This is a genomic window from Shewanella sp. GD04112, from assembly GCF_029835735.1.
GTDB lineage: Bacteria > Pseudomonadota > Gammaproteobacteria > Enterobacterales > Shewanellaceae > Shewanella.
In genome coordinates this window covers 881,895-903,288 of record NZ_JAOEAL010000001.1, presented here as the reverse complement: position 1 = coordinate 903,288, position 21,394 = coordinate 881,895, and the positions used below count along the sequence as shown (strand labels likewise).

Annotated in this window: 23 protein-coding genes; 10 read left to right on the top strand and 13 right to left on the bottom strand. The window is 48.1% G+C overall.

The genetic code is table 11. The features are described 5' to 3' along the window. Window positions 1-142: 142 nt before the first annotated feature. The 3 genes from N7386_RS04035 to N7386_RS04025 form a co-directional block, all read right to left on the bottom strand. Window positions 143-1,006 (bottom strand): sterol desaturase family protein, encoded by an 864-nt coding sequence (locus N7386_RS04035; protein ID WP_086902038.1) that lies wholly within the window; start codon window positions 1,004-1,006, stop codon window positions 143-145. Between the two features lie 44 nt (window positions 1,007-1,050). Continuing rightward, window positions 1,051-2,082: a DUF2804 domain-containing protein gene (locus N7386_RS04030; protein ID WP_279767126.1), complete on the bottom strand. Its 1,032-nt coding sequence runs from the start codon at window positions 2,080-2,082 to the stop codon at window positions 1,051-1,053. A gap of 269 nt (window positions 2,083-2,351) precedes the next feature. Beyond that, window positions 2,352-2,915: a porin family protein gene (locus N7386_RS04025; protein WP_279767125.1), complete on the bottom strand. Its 564-nt coding sequence runs from the start codon at window positions 2,913-2,915 to the stop codon at window positions 2,352-2,354. A 136-nt stretch (window positions 2,916-3,051) separates the two neighbouring features. Between N7386_RS04025 and N7386_RS04020 the strand changes: the two genes are divergently transcribed. The 4 genes from N7386_RS04020 (at window position 3,052) to N7386_RS04005 (ending at window position 6,176) form a co-directional block, all read left to right on the top strand. Next, entirely contained in the window at window positions 3,052-3,618 is a 567-nt protein-coding gene (locus N7386_RS04020) for a YajG family lipoprotein (RefSeq protein ID WP_041408859.1), read from the top strand. A gap of 33 nt (window positions 3,619-3,651) precedes the next feature. Next, window positions 3,652-4,239 carry a peptidylprolyl isomerase gene (locus tag N7386_RS04015; RefSeq protein ID WP_011623896.1) on the top strand — a complete coding sequence of 196 codons (588 nt, stop codon included), beginning with the start codon at window positions 3,652-3,654 and terminating at the stop codon, window positions 4,237-4,239. A 69-nt stretch (window positions 4,240-4,308) separates the two neighbouring features. After that, window positions 4,309-4,629: a hypothetical protein gene (locus tag N7386_RS04010; protein ID WP_086902034.1), complete on the top strand. Its 321-nt coding sequence runs from the start codon at window positions 4,309-4,311 to the stop codon at window positions 4,627-4,629. A 149-nt stretch (window positions 4,630-4,778) separates the two neighbouring features. Then, entirely contained in the window at window positions 4,779-6,176 is a 1,398-nt protein-coding gene (locus tag N7386_RS04005; protein ID WP_176370271.1) for an MFS transporter, read from the top strand. A 90-nt stretch (window positions 6,177-6,266) separates the two neighbouring features. Here N7386_RS04005 and N7386_RS04000 read toward each other — a convergent pair whose 3' ends face one another. After that, complete coding sequence (locus N7386_RS04000) at window positions 6,267-6,752, bottom strand: YajQ family cyclic di-GMP-binding protein (RefSeq protein WP_279767123.1); 486 nt, start codon at window positions 6,750-6,752, stop codon at window positions 6,267-6,269. Window positions 6,753-6,914: 162 nt separating this feature from the next. Here N7386_RS04000 and N7386_RS03995 point away from each other — a divergent pair, with 162 nt between their 5' ends. The 4 genes from N7386_RS03995 (at window position 6,915) to N7386_RS03980 (ending at window position 10,288) form a co-directional block, all read left to right on the top strand. Continuing rightward, window positions 6,915-7,277 (top strand): VanZ family protein, encoded by a 363-nt coding sequence (locus N7386_RS03995; RefSeq protein ID WP_011623900.1) that lies wholly within the window; start codon window positions 6,915-6,917, stop codon window positions 7,275-7,277. Next, window positions 7,277-8,257 carry a 2-dehydropantoate 2-reductase gene (locus N7386_RS03990; protein ID WP_279767122.1) on the top strand — a complete coding sequence of 327 codons (981 nt, stop codon included), beginning with the start codon at window positions 7,277-7,279 and terminating at the stop codon, window positions 8,255-8,257. Before N7386_RS03995 ends, N7386_RS03990 begins: the two co-directional genes overlap by 1 nt. A gap of 295 nt (window positions 8,258-8,552) precedes the next feature. Then, window positions 8,553-8,891, top strand: coding sequence for a P-II family nitrogen regulator (locus tag N7386_RS03985; RefSeq protein ID WP_089068421.1), 339 nt, complete (start codon window positions 8,553-8,555; stop codon window positions 8,889-8,891). Continuing rightward, window positions 8,888-10,288, top strand: coding sequence for an ammonium transporter (locus tag N7386_RS03980; RefSeq protein WP_279767121.1), 1,401 nt, complete (start codon window positions 8,888-8,890; stop codon window positions 10,286-10,288). The genes N7386_RS03985 and N7386_RS03980 overlap by 4 nt, the downstream gene beginning before the upstream one ends. Window positions 10,289-10,350: 62 nt before the next feature. Here N7386_RS03980 and N7386_RS03975 read toward each other — a convergent pair whose 3' ends face one another. The 6 genes from N7386_RS03975 to N7386_RS03950 form a co-directional block, all read right to left on the bottom strand. Then, complete coding sequence (locus N7386_RS03975; protein WP_279770955.1) at window positions 10,351-11,874, bottom strand: EAL domain-containing protein; 1,524 nt, start codon at window positions 11,872-11,874, stop codon at window positions 10,351-10,353. Between the two features lie 206 nt (window positions 11,875-12,080). After that, window positions 12,081-12,953: a multidrug transporter gene (locus N7386_RS03970; protein ID WP_264889388.1), complete on the bottom strand. Its 873-nt coding sequence runs from the start codon at window positions 12,951-12,953 to the stop codon at window positions 12,081-12,083. Window positions 12,954-13,116: 163 nt separating this feature from the next. Continuing rightward, complete coding sequence (gene kdsA, locus N7386_RS03965; RefSeq protein ID WP_011623905.1) at window positions 13,117-13,965, bottom strand: 3-deoxy-8-phosphooctulonate synthase; 849 nt, start codon at window positions 13,963-13,965, stop codon at window positions 13,117-13,119. 57 nt (window positions 13,966-14,022) lie between these two features. After that, a complete protein-coding gene (locus N7386_RS03960) occupies window positions 14,023-15,270 on the bottom strand; it encodes a DUF819 family protein (protein WP_264889387.1) in 1,248 nt (415 codons plus the stop codon). A gap of 144 nt (window positions 15,271-15,414) precedes the next feature. After that, on the bottom strand, window positions 15,415-16,203 hold the full coding sequence (locus N7386_RS03955) for a tetratricopeptide repeat protein (protein ID WP_086902029.1): 789 nt from the start codon (window positions 16,201-16,203) through the stop codon (window positions 15,415-15,417). Beyond that, on the bottom strand, window positions 16,203-16,598 hold the full coding sequence (locus tag N7386_RS03950) for a SirB2 family protein (protein WP_011623908.1): 396 nt from the start codon (window positions 16,596-16,598) through the stop codon (window positions 16,203-16,205). The genes N7386_RS03955 and N7386_RS03950 overlap by 1 nt, the downstream gene beginning before the upstream one ends. A gap of 117 nt (window positions 16,599-16,715) precedes the next feature. Here N7386_RS03950 and N7386_RS03945 point away from each other — a divergent pair, with 117 nt between their 5' ends. Continuing rightward, the gene (locus tag N7386_RS03945; protein WP_279767120.1) at window positions 16,716-17,129 is read left to right on the top strand and encodes a GNAT family N-acetyltransferase; all 414 of its coding nucleotides are present in this window, start codon (window positions 16,716-16,718) and stop codon (window positions 17,127-17,129) included. A 145-nt stretch (window positions 17,130-17,274) separates the two neighbouring features. Here the strand turns inward: N7386_RS03945 and prmC are convergent, their stop codons facing one another. From prmC to hemA, 3 genes are read right to left on the bottom strand one after another with little or no spacing between them, the layout of a single operon-like run. Then, window positions 17,275-18,135 carry a peptide chain release factor N(5)-glutamine methyltransferase gene (gene prmC / locus N7386_RS03940; RefSeq protein WP_279767119.1) on the bottom strand — a complete coding sequence of 287 codons (861 nt, stop codon included), beginning with the start codon at window positions 18,133-18,135 and terminating at the stop codon, window positions 17,275-17,277. A gap of 2 nt (window positions 18,136-18,137) precedes the next feature. Continuing rightward, window positions 18,138-19,229 (bottom strand): peptide chain release factor 1, encoded by a 1,092-nt coding sequence (gene prfA, locus N7386_RS03935; RefSeq protein ID WP_011715925.1) that lies wholly within the window; start codon window positions 19,227-19,229, stop codon window positions 18,138-18,140. Window positions 19,230-19,243: 14 nt separating this feature from the next. Next, window positions 19,244-20,494 (bottom strand): glutamyl-tRNA reductase, encoded by a 1,251-nt coding sequence (hemA, locus tag N7386_RS03930; RefSeq protein WP_011625266.1) that lies wholly within the window; start codon window positions 20,492-20,494, stop codon window positions 19,244-19,246. Window positions 20,495-20,748: 254 nt separating this feature from the next. Between hemA and lolB the strand changes: the two genes are divergently transcribed. Beyond that, window positions 20,749-21,393 carry a lipoprotein insertase outer membrane protein LolB gene (gene lolB, locus N7386_RS03925; RefSeq protein ID WP_086902026.1) on the top strand — a complete coding sequence of 215 codons (645 nt, stop codon included), beginning with the start codon at window positions 20,749-20,751 and terminating at the stop codon, window positions 21,391-21,393. Window position 21,394: the final 1 nt, after the last annotated feature.

The window sequence follows — 21,394 nt, the reverse complement described above, 5'->3', positions numbered from 1 at the left end:
CCTGTACATTTTTTCATCTATAAATTTGCAAAAAAAGAAAAGTAGGCTAGCAAGGCTAAGGTCTGACTCCTATTAGCCATTTGCACTATTTAGTGAAGATTAACCACTCGTTGAGCGCTGCTGATTCGCGTATTGAGCTAAATCACTCATCCTTTTGCTGACTGGCTGGAGGCGCGAAGAGGATTTTACAGCGCTCCGAGAATGTCAGCCCCCGCGCCGTCACCTCGCTGAACATATCGCGCCATTCGCTAAAGGTCACTTTAAGTGGATTGAAACTGTTGACGGGTTTAGTGATCCCGTAAATCACTGTCTCGCCCTCGGGTACAAAGGTACCGAAGAGTTTGTCCCAAATAATTAAAATACCGGCGTAATTTTTATCGATATATTGTGGATTACGCCCATGGTGCACCCTGTGGTGGGAAGGCGTATTAAACAGCCATTCTAAGGGGCCAAGTGTTCTCACCGCTTGGGTATGCACAAAAAACTGCAATCCCAAGTTCAATAGCACCACAAAAACCACCCAATTAGGGTCGAAGCCTAAGATCACCAGCGGCAACCAAAACACCCACATGCCAGCGAAGGGATACATCAAACTCTGGCGAAAGGCGGTGCTGAAGTTCATATTTTCCGAGCTGTGGTGCACCACATGGGCCGCCCACATCCACCGTACTCTATGGCTCGCACGGTGGAACCAGTAATAGCAAAAATCTTGGGCAATCATTAGCAGCACAAAGCTGAGTGGCCCCATTTGAATATCGAATAATTTCCAACCAAATACCGCTAGGTACAACTTAGCGATCAGCAAACCCGTGAGGATATCCGCCCCTTGGTGCATGGCGGCGAGACTAAAATTACACAGCACTTCCTTCGTGTGGTAACGGGCACTCACTGGCAGTTTTTGTCTTCTGTCGCCGAAATACCATTCCAGCAAAATGCAGACAAAAAACAGTGGAGCCAATACCAGCAGCAACACCTCGGGATGATTGATTAACGCGGCGATATCCATATACCCTTATCCTATTGTTATTATTGTATTAAAGCGTAAATCGCCTACCAGCGGGCGTAATGGTCCTCGGTCAATCCCAACACATTATTGAGTTGGAATTTACGCCCCTGGTTGTCAATGATAAAACCGCTAAAAAGCCCCAGATATTGACGGAAATTACTCTTCAGCAAGATAAAATTGCGTTTCTCACTGCGGCAATTTCGCGCCGTAAACTCTAAATCGACGCGGCCATCGTGACTATGAATACGCCAGAGATCTGTGCCCTGCTGACCATGACGGTCAAACTCAAATTGCACAGGTCCGAGTAAATGGCGCTCGCCATTGATCCAAAACACGTTTTCATTGGCACCGGTTTCATTAACACCCGCAGCAAGATTTAATCCAATCACCTCTTCATCAATTTGGGTATTGATGGATGCCCAGCGCCAGCTGGTATCTCGACGCATAAAGCCCGCGGAAAAATCATAACCTGCGAGGGCAAAATTCAATGGTTGCGGTTCATGGTCTATGGTGAGTTGTCCTTTGACCGATAAGCCATTGTGTTTTTGGGTATAGGTCCAGCCGTTGTATCCCGTGGGGCTACACATGGCCATAGGTAAACTTAAGGGTAAGGCATGCAGGGTTAAATCGGCTTGAATGCTTTTAGTATCAATGACTAAATGCCAATTACCCTCTTGGATCTTAAAGGTCACGCTAGCGCCTTTACCGCCGATTGCGGCAACCCCGTTGGCGGGTGAAGGCGTCATCCGGTAGCCAATCCCAAAGGGTTTTAGCCAGTCCTGTTGAGTTAAGCTGTTATTTTTAATGTCATATAAATAACAGAAACCACTCCCGAGATAAGCGATATCCGCCAGTGCAATTCCAATGATGTAGCGCGGCGTGATAATCGAAATAAACTGGAACTGCTTAAAATCGAACCGTTTTGCCCAGGCCGATGCGGGCTTGTCCATGGTATCGAAATAGGCAAAATCCGCTAAACCTAAGCTACCGACTATGCCATCGAAATGGCCGAAATGTGGCTGACCTTTGGCATTGATTAAACTGTCGGGGGCGATTTGGGTAATAATCCTAGACATAAACTCGCCTTTGCTTGTGCAGTCGAAGGAGCATTTATGCTCTCTTATTTAATGTTGAATTTTTACTCTAACCTGTCGCCCATTGCATTAAAAGAGTGCAAGCTCAAATTGTTGTGATTTTGTTGCCGGCAAGAATTCGGTTTAATCCCACCTACGGATCATAAAAAAAGCGCCCGAAGGCGCTTAATCGACACAAACTTATCCGCTACATGATAGTGAAGGACTCAGTAAACCTAATTCCGTAAACCTAATTCCGTAAACCTAAGTCGTTAGAAACGATAACTCATGCCAAAGTTAACCCCTTGTAGCTCGAGTTCTTTCATTGGCACATATTGGTATTCAAGGTTTAACCCAAAGCCCGACTGAAACCGATATTGCCAACCGACCGCGCCGTAAAAGCCTACATCGTCCGAATCCATCTCTTGCTTATCCATCTCATAACTCACTTGGGTGTAAGCAGCGCCGAGTTTGGCGTACAGACTATTACCTCGGGAGAGCGCATATTCGCCGTAGGCGGTAGCTCTAACACCCTGGAAACGTAAATCTTTTATCTCGCTGAACGTACTAACGAGCGCACTTGCCACACCACCAGAACCCGTTAAATACCCTACTTCAACGCCAAAGATGTCGTTAAGCATATAGCGGTAATACAAGTCGCTGGTGAAGGTATCGCCCGCATCATATTTACCGCTCTTAGTTTCAAATTCTTGAGTGCCATAGCCTAAGCTGCCACCCAACACATGGGGAGAATCGCCGGCATTCGCCTTACCCACAACCGCCCCGCTAAACAGAGCGAACGACAACAGCCAAGTATTAATTGTTAAGTATTTCATATTGTTTAAATTCAGTATTCAGATGTTGGCACATCATAACCTTTGCACCTGTATAAGGACTGAACCCGAGTGCATTGTGGTAACGGGGGGGATTTCTGGTATGCTGTAGCCACTTTTTACTTGCATGAGATCCCCCATGAAAAAGTTATTATTGACGCTGACTTTCCCCCTGCTCTTCGTGGGCTGCGCGAGCCAAAATCCAACTCATATGGCATTTAGCCCACAGGTTCCCGATATTAGCCAACAGACCAACAGACCCGTACAGATCTCATTGGATACCATTGATACCCGTAACGTCGAGTACGTGGCGCGTTTTATCGAAGAAGGCACTAAGACTCGCCTCGTCGGCCCGAGTGAGCCACCAAAATTATTGCTCGATGAAGTTTTCCGTAACGGTTTTACCCAAGCGGGCTACCAGATTGACCCAAGCGCGACCAACTCTGTGCAAGTTCAGTTAGAAGAACTGCAAATGGACGTCACCAAAAAGACCTTCGGTTATGAGGCCAAACACAGCGTGCTGATTGCCGTGCAAGCCCGCAATTCCAGTCAAGAATTAGTCAAACGCTATAAAGCCAAGGGCACTTTAAAAGGCCCGTTAACACCAGACTTTGCCACTCTAGAGCTGGATATGAACAAGTTACTCGGCCAACTCACTGGGGAAATTTTGAATGACCCTGAGTTAAACCAGTTCCTGCAACAATAATAGTGCTAATCGATAATTAATAAGGAAATCATAATGTTTCGTTGGATATCTGCACTCTTAGTTCTCTGTGCCAGCTATAGCAGTTGGGCAGCAATCGACATTCAACCCGATACCTTGTATCCCCAAGTCGAGTTTGATACCAGCCTAGGTAAGATTGTGGTCGAACTCGATAGAACCCGCGCACCGATTACCGTTGATAACTTTCTGACCTATGTGGTCAAAGGCGAGTACAACAACACGATTTTCCACCGTATTATCAGTGACTTTGTCGTTCAAGGTGGCGGACTAAACCCACAATTAGAAGAGTTACCCGCAGGCAAGCCGATATTCAACGAGTCTGGCAACGGCTTATCCAACAGCATGGGCACGATTGCGATGGCGCGCGACAACGATCCTCATTCGGCTACCCGTCAGTTTTACTTCAACGTGGCGGATAACACTAAGCTGGATCCATCCAAACGTCGTTGGGGTTATGCGGTATTTGGTGAAGTGATTGAGGGCAAACAAGTGCTGGAAGCCATGGCCGTGGTCGAGACCACGACCAATGCGAAACTGAATTGGCCCGATGTGCCAGTAACACCTATCATATTGAAAACAGCTAAATTACTGCCGAAAAAATAATCGAAAAAAATTTGAGCAAAAGCCCTAATCCTCTGTCTATACTCAAAAGGCAACAGAAAGGAGGCAAGGGTGACGATTGAAGAATTTATCGATAATAAAGCGCCCCAGCTTGCTATGTATGGTAAAGCATTTTTGAGTGACGAGCTCGATTTCCATGAAGTCCAGCTCTATCTTTGGGACACACTCGAGGAATGGCAATTACTCATTCCAAGTAGTGAAGCGCAAACAGAAACAGAAACCGTGTTTTGGCATTTGCTCCATAGCTTTAACAAGTGGCCAGACTGGGTGATCCGCGGCAATCAGTACCTGTGTCAGCAGTTGCATGCGTGCTGCGACTTCCTTAGTTTAGGAGGCCAAATGCCCTCAGGGTGCGTTGGTATTCGACCTTGAGTAATACACTCTCTAAAGACTCAGCTTGCTGGGTCTTTTTATTTTCCCTCTGCCGCACAGAAACCCATCGAGCATCATAAGGATACGTATTAATCCTTGAATCCCACCGCATCTTACCCGTAAGCTAGGCGGATTCGACTCCTCGGCTCATGCTTATGTTCGTAATCGGTTTAAATCGGCGCATCTTAGAATTCTTTAGCGTTTACTACCATAAGCGCGTGTTGATACTGTTGTTACTCGGCTTTTCTGCTGGCCTGCCATTAATGTTGGTCTTTTCAACCTTGTCTTTTTGGCTGCGGGAAGCAGGAGTAGACCGTACATCTATCGGGTATTTCAGTTGGATAGCGCTGGCTTATGCCTTCAAATGGGCCTGGTCGCCCTTGGTGGACAGATTATCTCTGCCCATACTGACGCGCTTTTTAGGTCGTCGGCGCAGTTGGATGTTGTTCGCCCAACTGCTATTGGTCGGCGCGATTTTGGGTATGTCCTTTAGCGACCCACTGCAAGATCTCGAACGCTTGGCCGTATTTGCCCTGATGGTCGCCTTTGCATCCGCCACCCAAGATATTGTGATTGATGCCTTTCGTATCGAATCTGCCCCCGAAAAAATGCAGGCCGCGCTTGCTGCCGCCTATCAGGTGGGCTATCGCAGCGCCATGATTGTGGCGACCGCTGGTGCGCTCAGCATCGCCGCTTGGGTTGAGCCAGGCAATACCGAATATAACCTGCTCGCTTGGCAAACTTCCTATTTGGTGATGGCAGGACTGATGTTTGTCGGGGTGTTAACAACGCTTTTTAGCCGCGAGCCACAGGTCGATACCCGCGCCGCCGATGAGACCGAATTAGCGGTAAAACAACGCTTGAGCGAGCGTTATCCCAAGCCCGTTGCGGCGAGTCTCTCATGGATTTATACCGCCAGCATACTGCCCTTTATTGACTTTTTTAACCGCTATGGCCGTAGCGCCATTTTGATTCTTTTGCTGATTTCTTGCTATCGCATTTCGGATATCGTAATGGGGATTATGGCCAACGTGTTCTACGTGGACATGGGATTTAGCAAAGAAGAAATTGCTTATCTGAGTAAGATCTATGGCCTTATCATGACCTTAGTTGGCGCAGCCTTTGGCGGTATCCTATTAGCCCGCTTCGGCACCATGAAGATTTTATTCCTTGGCGCCCTCTTGGTCGCTGTCACCAATTTGCTATTTGCTTGGCAGGCGATGATTAGTTACAACGTCCAATTTTTAACCTTTGCGATCTCGATCGATAACTTTAGCGCCGGTATTGCCACCGCCGCCTTTATCGCTTACCTCTCGAGCCTCACCAGCAGCGGCTACAGTGCGACCCAATATGCGCTGCTCTCCTCGATTATGTTGCTCTTCCCTAAGTTTATTGCTGGCTTCTCGGGCGCCTATGTCGATGCCTATGGCTATGTAAACTTCTTTGTCGCCGCCAGTGTGATTGGTTTTCCCGTGTTACTGCTTATTCATTTAGTGAATAGATACGTACCCCATGTCAGCAAAGACAACGCCGAATCTAAGCAATAAAAAAGCCCCTCGCCTTTGATAGCGAGGGGCTTTTGAATGTCTATCAGCACACTGACTCTAGGTGAATCACATGCTGGCTAGGCTTTGCGATTAATCGCGGAAGTTATTGAACTGGAAAGGCTGACCAAGATCCGCTTGACGCACTAACGCCATCACAGCTTGTAAATCATCGCGGGCTTTACCCGTTACACGCACTGTGTCGCCTTGGATCTGAGATTGCACTTTAATCTTGCTATCTTTGACCATCTTAACGATTTTCTTGGCGATATCCGTCTCGATCCCCTGCTTAAAGCGCACTTTCAGGGAGAAGGTTTTGCCACTGTGAACCGACTTTTCGTCGACATCCATAGTCGAAGGCTCAACGTTACGCTTGCTCAATTGGGTACGCAGAATATCGACCAACTGCTTGCACTGAAAATCATCTTCCGCGGTGAGAGTCACCACATGATCTTTATATTCGATGCTGGCATCTTTACCACGAAAATCGAATCGGCTGCTGACTTCACGGCGGGAGTTTTCGACCGCGTTACGTAATTCAACCTCATCCACTTCAGACACAATATCAAATGAAGGCATAGTTGCCGCCCCTTAGGTGATTGTAAATGCCCATAGTTTACCGACTCCCTCCCCCAAGTTGAAGGTTAACTTTACCCAAGCAAGATAAAACTCGGGTTATGGATGACTTTGGCGGCACATTTTCCTATTATGGCGTCACACTAAGATAATCAAATTGTATTTGTGATAACTAAAAACACCCTATTCAAATTGGCTTTAGCCGTAGCCTTTGTCGTGATCAGTTATCTGGTGTTTTCCAGACCAACCTATTCGCAAAGTATCCCCAATATCGATAAGGTAGGCCATCTTGGGAGCTTCTTCTGTCTCTCTTATCTGACCTTTCTCGCCTTTCGCCCTAAGTGGTACTGGCTCTCGCTGGTGCTTGCCGCCTACGCGATTTTGATTGAACTAGTGCAATCGCGTTTACCCTATCGCAGCGCCTCTGTGGGCGATGTGTTAGCGGACTTTGCTGGTATCGCTTTGTTTTACTTCTGTCTTTGGGCCTATCGAAAATACTTTAGCGCCGCCCAACTCAAGGAAGAATAATGTTCGGCCAAGATGTGTCATCCGTTATGGAGCCTCAAATCACCGATATTGCGATTTTAGGGGCTGGAGCCGTAGGGCAATTGATTTGCCATCAACTGCATTCGGCGGGATTAGCCGTAGGCCTGATAGCGCGTGAATCAGTATCCACTTCTGAGGCGACGGATTGGCAAGACCTTGTGTTTTGCCCTCTGCCATCAACGGATGCTGATACCGATTCAGTGTCATACCGAGTGCCTAAAGTTAGTTTTGACAGCACAGGCTTACAGCAGGTTAAGCTGCTAATTGTGTGCGTTAAGGCTTATCAAGTCGTTGATGCTATTAGCCCTTTACTCGACCAACTCTCGCCCCAGTGTCATATCCTGTTATTGCATAATGGCATGGGTCCACACTTGGCTCTCGCGCCCAAATTACAGGGTCGCGGCTTAAGCCTTGGTACCACCTCCCAGGGCGTGCTGCGACAGTCCCGCTGGCAAGTCAAACAAACTGGCCAAGGCTTGACCCAGTTTGGCCATTTTACCGGTCCCGCATTACCACAAGCACTGCGAGATGGGCTGCTCAACGCTATCCCAAACAGTGAATGGGTTGAGGCAATTATCCCGAGTCTTTGGCAAAAGCTTGCGGTAAACGCCGCGATTAATCCCCTGACTGCCCTGCATCAATGCCCCAATGGCACCTTGGCTCAGGCAGAATTGACCCAAACCATAACCAGTATCTTAGATGAGCTGGTCGAGGTTGCCGCCCACGATGGCATAGCGCTGGATAGACAAATGCTTGGGGAGCGCGTGTACCGGGTGATTGAACTCACAGCTGCGAATTTCTCGTCGATGCACCAAGATGTAGCACACCATAGGCCAACTGAAATTGAACAAATTAATGGTTATATTTGCGACCGCGCCAGCGCGCACGGTTTAAGTGCAACCACCAATGCCCAAATGTGCCAAGCCATTAAACAGTTGTCGGCAATAACGCCACAAGCTTAATCAATTCATTCAATTGATTTTAAATGGATTTACTCCTATCCAACCGAGCTTAATAAAACTCGGTGATATTCCAGCATTTTTAAATGCACTCGAATTGGTATTTTGATACTAAATGCACCATCACAGCGCACCAAATCGGGGCGCAATCACCTGTTTTTGCACTGTTTTGCGGCAAAAAAGCGGTCTATTTGAGTGCGCCACCTTGTTAACATAATGATAATAAAAACATTATTGTTATGGCCTGATTCCTGCTTTGTTCACCCCACTTACATCTGAAGTTCGTTGGAGAATAAAGTTGAAACTCATCACCGCTATTATTAAACCCTTTAAAATTGATGATGTACGTGAAGCGCTGACGCAACTTGGCATCCAAGGTATGACAGTGACCGAAGTACGCGGCTTTGGTCGCCAGAAGGGACATACAGAGCTGTATCGCGGCGCCGAATATGCGGTCGACTTTCTCCCCAAAATGAAGCTTGAAATTGCCATCCATTCCGAGCAGGAAGATGCGGTCATCGAAGCCATTGTTGCCGCGGCTCACACGGGTAAAGTCGGCGACGGCAAGATATTCGTCACTCCACTCGAGCAAGTGATCCGTGTACGCACCGCTGAGGAAGGGAGTGATGCAATATGACCCAACAGACAGCCACACTTAACGCTAAGCTCCAGCACGGCACGAATACGCCAAACGGCCAACACGCTAAGTTTGCTCTGCCCAACGCCCGTTATTCAAAATTAGGTTATCAAGCATTATTAGCGCTGTTCGCCAGCGGCTTTGCAGGCACAGCGTTGGCCGATGAGGCGCAGCTCAGCGGCGCCAACACTGCCTGGATTTTAAGCTCATCTGCCCTAGTCCTATTGATGACACTCCCAGGGCTGGCGCTGTTTTACGGCGGTCTGGTGCGCAGTAAAAACGTGCTATCGATTTTAATGCAGTGTTTTTCTATCGCCGCTATCGCCTCCGTGCTGTGGTTTGTGGTGGGTTACTCTATCGCCTTCGATACCGGCAACGGTTTTATCGGCGGGCTTGGCAAAGCTTTTCTAGCCAGCATTGGTCGCGATAGTGTCAGTGGGGATATTCCCGAACCTTTATTTATGCTTTTCCAGATGACCTTCGCGATTATCACGCCAGCACTGATCATCGGTGGCTTTGCCGAGCGGATGAGATTCTCCGCTGTACTGATGTTTTCAAGCGCTTGGTTGCTGTTAGTCTATGCACCTATCACCCACTGGGTGTGGGGCGGCGGCTGGTTGGCCGAGCTTGGCCTGTATGACTTTGCTGGCGGTACAGTTGTACACATTACCGCTGGGGTGGCGGCACTGGTGGCGGCCAAAGTGTTAGGGCCGCGTAAGGGATTTTTAAACTCGGCCATTATGCCCCATAACCTGACCATGACAGTGACAGGCGCGGGCATGCTGTGGGTAGGCTGGTTTGGCTTTAATGGCGGCAGCGCTTTAGGCGCCAATGGCACTGCGGCCATGGCGATACTCGCGACCCACTTAGCCGCGTCAATGGGCGCTATCACGTGGGCGGGGATCGAGTGGTATAAATTCGGTAAGGCCAGTGCACTTGGTATCGTCACCGGCATGGTGGCAGGCCTTGGCACTATCACTCCAGCATCGGGTTATGTCGGCCCTGCTGGCGCGTTAGTTATCGGTTTTCTTGGCGGCGTGGTCTGCTTCTTTTCAACTGTCTACATCAAACAAAAGCTTAAGATTGACGACTCACTCGATGTGTTCCCAGTGCATGGTGTCGGCGGTATTCTCGGTACTTTGCTGGCGGGAGTATTTAGTTCGACTCAGCTTGGGATCTTCAGCGGTTATGGCTTTGCCAGTGTGAACCACACTATGCTCGACCAACTCGGGGCGCAGGCCATTGGCGTTATCGCTACGTTCACCTATACAGCGATTGTAACTTGGTTATTGTTTGTGGTGATTGGCAAAATCCTCGGCGGACTTCGAGTCAGCACAGAGCAGGAAGTGAATGGCCTAGACCTTTCCGAGCATGAAGAAACAGGCTATAGCCTGTAGCTTGATGACTACACTTGCCGTCAGGACTCACGTCCTGATGGCAAGTTTACTGATACCGCTTGTTAATGAACCTTCAGCCATTGCCTAAGCTCATCTAATTTCATCGGCTTAGCGTATAAATAGCCCTGCAAAGAATGCACATTACGACTGATTAAATAGTCCGCCTGCACTTGGGTCTCCACCCCTTCGGCCACAGCCACATAATTCATCTTATGGCAGAGTTCGATGATGGTATCGAGCACATGGGAGGTCACCGAATCTTGGCCTATGGTATCGATAAAGCATTTATCGATTTTAAGGTAATCCAAGGTAAAGGTTTGCAGCAGCGACAAGGTTGTCTGCCCAGTACCAAAATCGTCAATCGCCACTAGAATCCCCAGCTCACGTAGCGCAGCAATTCGCTCACACATATCCGCCGTTAATAATTGCCGCTCGGTGATTTCAATTAACGGCTGCACACCAATTTCTGCAAACGCATCCCTAAGGTAACGAAACTTAGCCTCGATATCGCTTTGGATAAAATGCTCGGGCGCCACGTTAAAACCGACCCTAAAACCCGGTTCCACTTGCATCGAGCTAAAATCGGCCAAGGCCCGTTCAAAAATATAATTGGTTAATGGCACGATTAATTTGCTTTCTTCGGCGATGGGAATAAACAAATCGGGACGAACTAAGCCCATTTGCGGATGCTGCCAGCGCACCAGCGCTTCAACGCCTTTGGCTTTGCCATCTTCACTGCCCACAATAGGTTGGTATACGAGGAAAAACTCTTTATTTTCAATGCCGCTTCTAATGTCGTCCGCAAGGGAGTGACGCCCACGACGCTTTGTCAGCAATAGGCTGGACAATATGATCAGGGTAAATATCAGCGGCAGTGATAATGCAAAGGCAATCCAATAAAAATGCCAAAACAATCCCTTAGAGATCTCCAGCAGGATGACAAAATCCTGATGCACATCAAACTGATCCTTCGCCAATACCCTAATAACTTGGTTACCACTAAACTGCGGGCTTGAGGGCAACGTCGCCCCATGTAAGCCAAGCACAACGGTTTTCACCGCGCGAGGAAAGACATCCGGCTGAATAAAACTATCGATAAGGTATTGGCCTTCGGAAACAACCACGGCGCCGTATTGCGTATTCTCATTCTTATAAATCGTGATGATCGCTGGTACGCCCGGCCGAGCAGGCGTCTCAGGCACGATATATTCAGAGCCATTTTGCAGCCTATCAGCAGGTAGTAAGGTATTTAAGGGGAGATTCACCTCTCCCGTAGTCGACGAGCAGTAAAACGCATTTGCATTGAAGAGTAATACGCCCCGAAAATAAGGCTGAAAATACATATATTCGGTTAACTTGCCGCAATCTTGCTCAGTTAAGTCCTTGGCAAACTCACCCACTTCATCCGATAAGTCTAAGATTGCCTCTAGACGCTCCAAATTGAAACGGCCAATTTCCGCGGCTTTATTATGGCTTAAATAGCCCGCGATAAAGTAACTCAATAGCAAAGCTAAAAAGATGGGCAACAGAAGTAAGGTTAGCCAGTGTTTTAATGTCAATTCGGATAAGGAGAAGTTGTGACGCATCGAAATTTGGGCAAGAATCGTACGGACTGGCATAGTAACAAATCCCCGTTGAATCGATTGTTATTTTTTGTATCGACAGTATCTTAGCCACTAAAAGAATCAAAGATATAGCCGATTTGGTCTTTCTTGCCCTATGTTTTGATTAATCGATTATCGGGCCTGCGCAACTTCATTAATCGATACCGACTTTGCCATCAATTGCCGCATTATTCCCACATCACTAATATCGCTGCCAAGGCGATTAAGATAAGGCCGAGCAACTCTTTAATTTTCACTTTCTCTTTGAGCCAGAATGCCGAAATCAACATCATAAAGAAGATTTCTACTTGGCCTAGGGTTTTCACGTAGGGTACGGCCTGCAAAGACATGGCACTAAACCAACCAATGGAGCCAAAGCAGCTAGCGGTACTCGTCAGCAAGGTTAACCTAGGCCGTTGGATTAAGGCGATTAACGTTTCCTTATCCTTTAGGACTAAATAACTGACTAACACTAAGGTTTGCAAACTGATCACGCATAACAACACCCAAGCGGCGCTATGGGGAAAGCCGACATTTAACCTCAGGCTTGCTTCCCTCACCCATAAAGAGGTCAGTGCAAAGGCGCTACCGCTAGCAATGCCGAGCAGCACAGTGCTTAGGGATAACTGCCTAAGCCCTTGCTTGGCACTCAATAAAAACACGGCAACGCCACCTAAAATCACCCCAATCCAACCGAGTAAGGATAAATGGGTGCCAAAAAAGAAAGTGCCTAATATCGCGGCGACGATGGCCTCACTCTTGGCAAGCCCGGCACCGATGGCAAAATTTTGTTGTTGAAACAACTTAACCATCAAGCCAGTCGCGAGGATCTGCATCATGGATGCGCCGACAATAAAGCCGATAAATTCCGCCGTAAAATGCGGTAATCCCACATTGTCCCAAAGATATAACAGCCCAAGATACAAGGCCGCAATCGGACCAGCCCAAATAAACCGCGCTAAGGTGACGCCCGCCACCTTAACCTCTTTACTAAGTTGGCTCTGAAAGGCATTGCGCCACGCCTGCATAAATGCGGCTAATAAGGTAAAGAAAATCCACATCCGAGCCATCCTGTTACTGCCAGACTGCACTCTGACATGGGTTATACGCTATTTGGAGCCAACATCATAAACACAAGGTATTGATATCGCTATGGAGAAAATTTCACCCAATAAAAAACCCCGAACGATTCGGGGCTTTTTGGTTAAGAAGGTTAAGCCAAGCTTATTTGCTGGTATCAATCGGGTCGAAGGATTTCACCAAATCATCAATCGCCTTCATCTGCTTCAGGTAGTTTTCTAACTGGTGCAGTGGTAAGGCACATGGACCATCACACTTAGCGTTATCTGGATCTGGGTGAGCCTCAATAAACAGACCCGCTAAGCCTAACGCCATGCCACTACGAGCTAATTCAGTCGCTTGAGCACGACGCCCGCCCGCCGAATCGGCACGACCACCAGGACGTTGCAATGCGTGGGTGGCATCGAAAATTACCGGATAACCGGATTGCTTCATCTCATCCATGCCCAGCATATCAACGACTAGGTTGTTGTAACCGAAGCATGAACCACGTTCACACAGGATAATCTCATCGTTACCCGCTTCGTTAAACTTAGTGATGATATGGCGCATTTCGTGGGGCGCTAAAAACTGTGGCTTTTTCACGTTGATGATAGCGCCCGTTTTCGCCATGGCGACAACGAGGTCAGTTTGGCGCGCTAAGAAAGCTGGTAGCTGAATAATATCAACCACTTCAGCGACAGGCGCACATTGGTAAGGCTCATGCACGTCGGTGATCAATGGCAGATTGAAAGTCTTTTTGATTTCTTCAAAAATCTTTAAGCCTTCTTCCATGCCCGGACCGCGGTAAGAGTTAACAGAAGAGCGGTTAGCCTTGTCGAACGACGCCTTGAAAACATAGGGAATACCCAGTTTTTGCGTCACTTCGGCATAGGTTTCAGCAATCGACATAGCGAGATCGCGAGACTCAAGCACATTCATGCCACCAAACAACACGAAAGGTTTATCGTTAGCGATCTCGATTGAACCTAGGTTTATGATTTTATTACTCATCGCAACTTCTCTCTAAAATGCTGGAACCTTACCAGCGCTGAACAGGAGCTAAGGCTACTATACCGCGACGGCTTGCAGTAACTGACCGCAGAGCCACGCCATATAAGTGCCTAGCGCATAACCAAATACGGCTAACAATACCCCAACAGGGGCTAAAGCTGGGTGGAACGCCGCTGCCACAACTGGCGCCGATGCCGCTCCACCTACGTTTGCCTGACTGCCCACGGCCATATAAAACAAAGGAGCCTTAATTAACTTAGCAATCAATAACATAAAACCAGCGTGCACTATCATCCAAATAATGCCCACTAAAAAATATAGCGGTGTATCAAGGACCTTGCTTACATCCATATGTAAACCAATGGTCGCCACCAAAATATACAAGAACGCCGACGCCACCTTAGAAGCCCCCGCCGCCTCTAAATGGCGCATAGGGCTAAAGGACATGGCTAAACCTATGGTGGTCACAATCACCACTAGCCAGAAGAACTTAGAGGTTAAGCTGTAATCCTCAGTCCAAGGATAGTTGGCCTCAAAATAAGGGCCGAGGAAATCGGCGGCAATATGGGCCACGCCCGTGATGCCAAAACCGACGGCCACAATCAGCATCAAATCACGCAGGCTTGGAATACGTGCATTTTCAGCATGATACTGCTCAACCTTGTTCTTTAAAGTCTCAATTGCTGTGGTATCAGCACCCGTCTTGGCATCGATTTCCTTGGCTTTTGATGCCATAAACAACAATACCGCCATCCAGATATTGGCCACAATCACATCGACTGTCACCATCACGGAGAAGATATTGCCGCCCACTTCATATATTTCTTTCATCGCGGCTTGGTTAGCACCGCCGCCAATCCAGCTTCCAGCGAGGGTCGTCATGCCACGCCACACCGCATCAGGACTATCGACACCTATCAATGAGGGTTCGATAAAGGACACTACGAGCAGTGCAATCGGCCCGCCAATCACAATACCGATAGTTCCAGTCAAAAACATGATCACCGCCTTAGGCCCTAGTCCTAGGATGGCTTTTAAATCCACACTTAAAATCAGTAGCACCAAACAGGCGGGCAATAGATAACGCGAGGCCACATAGTAAAGCTGCGATGTGCCACCATCGATCACCCCAAAGGTATTCAACAATGATGGCAAGAAATAGCAGAGTAATAGCGCTGGGATAAAACGGTAAAACTTTTGCCAAAATGGATGGCTACTACTACTGGTATAAAACACAAATCCCAGAATAGTTGCCAATATTCCCAGCGCCACCGCGTCATTGGTGACTAATGCCGTGCTTGCCATGAGTATTCTCCCTGTTTGGTACAGTTGTTATTGTATTTATGCTAAAAACTGCCGTTTGCAGTTAGTGGGCAAACTTCCCATTCGCCCGATTTATTGTTGTTTTTTAGAAAAACAAGGAGAGCCTGCTAGGCTCTCCTTTAAGATTTAGTGATAGATTTCAGCGTGTTCACTGAGCTCTTTGAGCTGCATTTTGACAATTTCGATAACAGGATCATGCGGGCTGTTATCGACAAAGTGTTGCAGATCGGCCGCAGCGACATTGATACACCCCAGTTGCTGGGCGATAAAGGCGCGCTCCCGATTTAGGTGCACATCATCTGGATGCCACTGTAGCAGTAAGTTGCAACATTCCATCGCCGCCTCAAATTGATGCGACACGATACACCCCGCCTTAAGCTCATGCAGCATGCGTGAAATCAGCTTCTTCACCGACGCAGCCTTTAAGTAGCTTGGCTTAAGTTCAGCCGCGTTACCCAGCTCACCGCGCACTAACACATGGAGTTGGTGTTTCGTTAGCTCTTTGCCCGTCAGTGGGTCGTGATAACGCACAACACCAGCAACATGACTGCGAAGCACGGTATTACCCGGTAAGAGTAAGGCTTCGAGCTCTAAATCGAGCTGCTTGGCCAGTAGCATCAAAACCGTCGCCAGTGTGGTGCTATTGCCCTGTTTAGTGATAAGGCAAGTGCCTAAGTCCGCCGCTTCGGTACTGAAGTAATTGTCGCGGACACAAAAACCCAAGTCCTGATAAAACCAATGCAGCAACGCATTTAAGCGTTGCTGTTGATCCACCAGGTAATGACTTAATACGGCTCCCGCCAATTCAAACCAAGCCCATTTCGCCGCTTCGAGGTTTGAAAATCCAAGGTGAGCACCTACATCCAATGCCGACTCGGGCAAAGAAATGCCATCTTGCAGATTGTATTTACCCATTAACCCAATAATACCGCTTGTTTAAAATGCGCCAATTTGGCGGCGTAAACTAACCAACCTAATGCACCTAAAAAGGCAAAAACTTTGAACAATTTGTTTCTGTTCGCTTTTATCGCAATCACGCCCAAGGCAATATACGCGAGCACGGCGCCAATCTTTTCGGTCAACCAAGGGTCCACAAAGGGATATTGCTTGATCATAAAGCACAGGGTTAAGCCCGACAGCAGTAAAAAAGTGTCGATAACATGGGGCGCGATTTTGAATACTTTCTTGCCCATCAGTGCTGACTGACGTAAGTGCAACACAAAACGAACGACAAAAAACAGCACACTCACGGCAATTAAGGTTAAATGCAGGTGCTTAACAGCAGGATAAAGACTGTAAAAAGTTTCCATTGTGATACTTATGGCCAGTGACAAAGGCGCTAGTTTACCCTAATCATAACGCCAGACCAATGCCTAACGCGCGAGATTCACAGACGAAACCCGGCCCTCAGTTTGTAGGAAACCACAATGAATTTAATGATAATTGACGATGAGTCCGCCGAATTTGCCGATGCAGTAAAGCAAAAAATTGTCGAATTTAATCAGCGGCACTGGCAAACACTGAAACGCCAAAACCTAGGATTAAAATTACAGGATGAGGATGGCAGCTTGCTCGCGGGCTTAAGCGGCAAAACCTTTGGTAATTGGCTATTGATTGACTACCTTTGGGTCGATGCCGCATTACGCCAGCAAAACATCGGCTCACGCTTATTACTCGAGGCCGAAACCAAGGCCAAACAACGCGGCTGCCAATTTGTCCTACTCGATACCTTAGATTTTCAAGCCAAACCTTTCTATGAGCGCCACGGATATCGTGTGCAATGGGTACAACAAGCCTATCCCGAAACCGGCAGTAAATTCTTTATGGTCAAAGTGTTATAGCTTGTTCCTAAGCTTAAAACTGATTTTGAAGATCTTGTGCCGGGCACTTGCCGAAAGCGACCCATTTCAACCGTGCACAAATAAAAACGCCATTGATAAATAATCAATGGCGTTGTTATAGTGCTTTGCAGGATTGGGTTAAATATTAAATTCCAATCAAGCCCATCCACTTACCCATAGTACATCTGTCGTTGCTGCCAAAATCTCGCACGGTTGCGACATTCTGATAACCCAGCTCGGTCAGTTTTTCTCTAAGCTTTACCGCCTGCTCAAAACCATGCTCGAGCAGAATATAACCGTTAGGCTTTAAATAATCCCGAGCGGTTTTGGCGATGTAGTAAAGATCGGCAAAGCCCTCATCGGCGGCGGTGAGTGCACTTTGCGGTTCAAAACGTACATCACCTTGATGTAAATGCTCGTCGGCCTCATCGATGTAAGGCGGATTTGAGACAATTAAATCAAAGTCATGGGCCTTTATAGCACTAAACCAGTCACTCTGGAGGATCTCAACCTGCTCGAGCTTAAGGTTAGTTCGGTTAGCCTTGGCCAAGGCCACCGCATCTTCCACCTTATCGACGGCAGTGATTTGCCAAGTCGCCCGCTCAGAAGCCAGCGCCAGCGCAATTGCACCGGTTCCAGTCCCTAAATCGAGCACCTTAGCATTGCTCTCAAAGGGCAAGTTTAAGGCAGTTTCGACTAAGATTTCGGTATCAGGGCGAGGAATTAACGTGGTGTCATTCACGATAAACGGCAGTGACCAAAACTCACGCTCACCCACAATATGCGCCACGGGTACGCCCTGCTGGCGACGTTGCACCATCTGCTGGAAACGTTTCCACTGCTCCACCGTCAAGGCTTTTTCGGGCCAAGTGTAGAGAAATGCACGGTTTTTATTGAGGCAATACAGCAGAAAAACCTCTGCATCCAGATGGGCGGATTCAGAGGTAGGCGCTAGCTGTACGTAGGCCCATTGCAGGGCCTCGGCGATACTCGATTGATCAGCCAAAATTACCCCTGCTCATCAGCCAGAGCGGCTAATAGGTCGGCCTGATGCTCTTGCATCAGCGGTCCTAAAATCGCATCTAAGTCGCCTTCCATCACTTCGTTTAAGCGATATAAGGTTAAGTTGATACGGTGTTCACTCACGCGGCCTTGCGGGAAGTTATAGGTACGTACACGCTCGGAGCGGTCACCACTGGCCACCAGACTACGGCGAGTCGACTCTTCGGCGCTGCGGCGCTTTTCGTCTTCAACGGCCTGGATACGCGCCGCTAACACGCTCATCGCTTGAGCACGGTTTTTATGTTGTGAACGTTGGTCCTGACATTCCACTACAATCCCAGTTGGAATGTGAGTAATACGAATAGCAGAATCGGTTTTGTTAACGTGCTGACCACCCGCGCCCGATGAACGGAAGGTATCGACCTTCAGATCGGCTGGGTTGATTGAAATCGCTTCTGCTTCAGGCACTTCGTGCATAACTACCACAGTGACGGCTGAGGTGTGTACACGGCCCTGAGATTCAGTTTCAGGCACACGTTGAACACGGTGACCGCCGGATTCAAACTTGAGTTTACCGTAGGCACCTTCACCACTGACTTTAACGATGATTTCTTTGAAACCGCCGTGCTCACCTTCGTTCGAGCTCATGATCTCGAGCTGCCAACGGTTGGCTTCGGCATAACGGCTATACATACGGAACAGATCACCCGCGAAGATTGCGGCTTCGTCGCCACCCGCACCGGCACGAATTTCGATAAAGGCGTTGGTGTCGTCGTTAGGATCTTTTGGTAATAACAGAATTTGCAGCTCGGCTTCGAGACGCTCGAGTTCGGCTTTAGCCGCCTTGATTTCTTCCTGCGCCATTTCGCGCATTTCAGCGTCATCTTCTTCCAGCATTTCCTTGGCAGACTCGAGATCCGCCTGTGCTTGCTGGTAGGCTTTAAAGCCTGCAACCACTTCTTCTAACTGAGAATATTCTTTGGATAACGCGCGAAAACGCTCCTGATCGGCGATAACGGACGCATCACCAAGCAAGGCTAAGACTTCTTCATTGCGCTCGAGCAAGCCTTCCAGCTTGCGGATAACGGATTCCTTCATTTAACTCGCTAACCTTAGTTTTTATCTAATCCGAGCGCTGTTCTTAACTGACCTAAGGTATTCAAATCACCCTGACGACTCGCCACTGTGAGGGCTTGGGTTGGTGCGTGAATGAGCCTATTAGTCAGGCGATTGGCTAGTTCAATCAATACCTGCTCAGTGTCGCCCCCCTGCGCTAATTTATTCAGGGCGCGTTCCACTAACTCATCCTTTATCGCCATGCTTTGGCTGCGATACTCGCGAATACTGTCGACCGACTCTAAAGAACGCACCCAATCCATAAAGAGGTAGGATTGTTCTTCAGTAATTAATTCAGCTTGCTCGGCGGCCTCCTTACGGGAAGCCTTATTCTGTTCAATAATGCTATGCAGGTCGTCCACTGTATACAGAAACGCATCGTCCAAATCGGCGACTTCCGGCTCAATATCCCGGGGAACTGCTATATCAACCAATAACATAGGTTGATGGCGACGCTGCTTTAGCGCTTTTTCTACCATGCCTTTACCAAGGATTGGTAGCGGGCTGGCGGTAGAGGATATCACGATATCGGCTTTAGGGAGAAAATCTGGTATCTGTGCCAACGTAATTGCCGTGGCATTAAACTCTTCACACATGCTTTGGGCACGTTCAAGAGTACGGTTTGCCACGACCATAGAAGCAACACCGTTATCCTTAAGATGTTTAGCCACCAGCTCAATGGTTTCACCGGCGCCAATTAACAACACCTTAGTGGTCGACAACGAAGAGAAGATATGTTTTGCCATGCTCACGGCAGCAAAGGCCACCGAGACAGCCGCGGCACCGATTTCGGTTTCGGTACGCACTTTTTTCGCCACGGAGAAGGTATTTTGGAACAAGCGGTCAATGGTCAGCGCAACGGTACCCGCTTCTTTAGCTTTCACAAAAGCCTGCTTAACCTGCCCCAGAATTTGCGGCTCACCCAAGATCAGCGAGTCGAGACCGGAGGCCACGCGCATTAAATGCTTTACCGCCGCTTGACCGTGGTAATTGTAGAGGCACGGCGCTACATCTTGATGATCTAGGCCGTGATATTCTTCAAGCCACTCAATGATGTCGGCCTCATCGCCATTGTTACAATACAATTCAGTGCGATTACAGGTCGAGACGATAACGGCTTCACCCGAGCGTGTACGACTGGCCAGACTCTTCATGGCATCATGAATTTTGTCCGGAGAGAAGGCAACTTTCTCACGCAGGTCTACCGTGGCTGTTTTATGGTTAATACCGATTGCTACAAGGCTCATCTGACTCTTTTCTAGATTCTTGGCGTCTCTCTTAATAAGGGCATTCTACTGAATTGGCCCAACTAAAAACAGAATACGCTTAACAAAACCGAATAAAGGTCTAACTTCTTACCTAAATTTTCTATCAATGATAGACAAATGCAGATTATCGCGACCGAAGTTATCCCAAGTGACCGCCAATGGAAATTTTACGATTGGCATTGGTATTCTTTACAAGCCCTCGTATCATAAGGACTTTGGTATATCAGTTATAGATGAATAATTTGAAGCGCTTCACAAAATCCATTTTCTCTTGTATCGCCTTGAGCGGCCTATTGTTTTTAGGCGGCTGCGAGACCCTGCCGCCAACGACAGATCTCAGCCCTATAACGGTCGATAATGCCGCGCAAGCCAAGGCGTGGGAATTACAGGGGAAACTCGCTATCCGCACGCCGCAGGATAAGCTCAGTGCCAATCTCTATTGGCGCCACAGTGAGGAGCGAGACGAGCTCACCCTCACCACTATGCTCGGCACCACAGTGTTGACTTTGGATGCTACGCCTAACTCGGCTCATCTGCATGTCGATGGCAAAGATTTTCGCGATAGCAACGCCCAAGCACTACTCGAGCGAGTCAGCGGCTGGTCCATCCCGATTAACGACTTACCCCTTTGGATCACAGGCCAAGTCGGCGCTTTAGACCGTGTGCTTGCCGTTGATAGCAATGGTAAAACCAAACAAATTCAAAACTCGCAAACCTTGCCACCTTGGGTAGTCACATTTTTGAGTTGGCAATCCCAAAGCGGTGCCGAGGTACCCTATCAGTTAAAGCTTGAACGCGGTGATTTACAGCTCAAGCTGCAACTCAATCAATGGCAAGCCTTAGGTAAACCCTCAATAATGCTCGGAGAAAAACCTTAGC

Excerpts from the sequence above, each read along its gene's own strand:
- N7386_RS04035 (WP_086902038.1), bottom strand. The coding sequence starts at position 1,006 with ATGGATATCGCCGCGTTAATCAATCATCCCGAGGTGTTGCTGCTGGTA.
- N7386_RS04030 (WP_279767126.1), bottom strand. The coding sequence starts at position 2,082 with ATGTCTAGGATTATTACCCAAATCGCCCCCGACAGTTTAATCAATGCC.
- N7386_RS04025 (WP_279767125.1), bottom strand. The coding sequence starts at position 2,915 with ATGAAATACTTAACAATTAATACTTGGCTGTTGTCGTTCGCTCTGTTT.
- N7386_RS04020 (WP_041408859.1), top strand. The coding sequence starts at position 3,052 with ATGAAAAAGTTATTATTGACGCTGACTTTCCCCCTGCTCTTCGTGGGC.
- N7386_RS04015 (WP_011623896.1), top strand. The coding sequence starts at position 3,652 with ATGTTTCGTTGGATATCTGCACTCTTAGTTCTCTGTGCCAGCTATAGC.
- N7386_RS04005 (WP_176370271.1), top strand. The coding sequence starts at position 4,779 with ATGCTTATGTTCGTAATCGGTTTAAATCGGCGCATCTTAGAATTCTTT.
- N7386_RS04000 (WP_279767123.1), bottom strand. The coding sequence starts at position 6,752 with ATGCCTTCATTTGATATTGTGTCTGAAGTGGATGAGGTTGAATTACGT.
- N7386_RS03990 (WP_279767122.1), top strand. The coding sequence starts at position 7,277 with ATGTTCGGCCAAGATGTGTCATCCGTTATGGAGCCTCAAATCACCGAT.
- N7386_RS03980 (WP_279767121.1), top strand. The coding sequence starts at position 8,888 with ATGACCCAACAGACAGCCACACTTAACGCTAAGCTCCAGCACGGCACG.
- N7386_RS03975 (WP_279770955.1), bottom strand. The coding sequence starts at position 11,874 with ATGCGTCACAACTTCTCCTTATCCGAATTGACATTAAAACACTGGCTA.
- N7386_RS03970 (WP_264889388.1), bottom strand. The coding sequence starts at position 12,953 with ATGTGGATTTTCTTTACCTTATTAGCCGCATTTATGCAGGCGTGGCGC.
- kdsA (WP_011623905.1), bottom strand. The coding sequence starts at position 13,965 with ATGAGTAATAAAATCATAAACCTAGGTTCAATCGAGATCGCTAACGAT.
- N7386_RS03960 (WP_264889387.1), bottom strand. The coding sequence starts at position 15,270 with ATGGCAAGCACGGCATTAGTCACCAATGACGCGGTGGCGCTGGGAATA.
- N7386_RS03955 (WP_086902029.1), bottom strand. The coding sequence starts at position 16,203 with ATGGGTAAATACAATCTGCAAGATGGCATTTCTTTGCCCGAGTCGGCA.
- N7386_RS03950 (WP_011623908.1), bottom strand. The coding sequence starts at position 16,598 with ATGGAAACTTTTTACAGTCTTTATCCTGCTGTTAAGCACCTGCATTTA.
- N7386_RS03945 (WP_279767120.1), top strand. The coding sequence starts at position 16,716 with ATGAATTTAATGATAATTGACGATGAGTCCGCCGAATTTGCCGATGCA.
- prfA (WP_011715925.1), bottom strand. The coding sequence starts at position 19,229 with ATGAAGGAATCCGTTATCCGCAAGCTGGAAGGCTTGCTCGAGCGCAAT.
- hemA (WP_011625266.1), bottom strand. The coding sequence starts at position 20,494 with ATGAGCCTTGTAGCAATCGGTATTAACCATAAAACAGCCACGGTAGAC.
- lolB (WP_086902026.1), top strand. The coding sequence starts at position 20,749 with ATGAATAATTTGAAGCGCTTCACAAAATCCATTTTCTCTTGTATCGCC.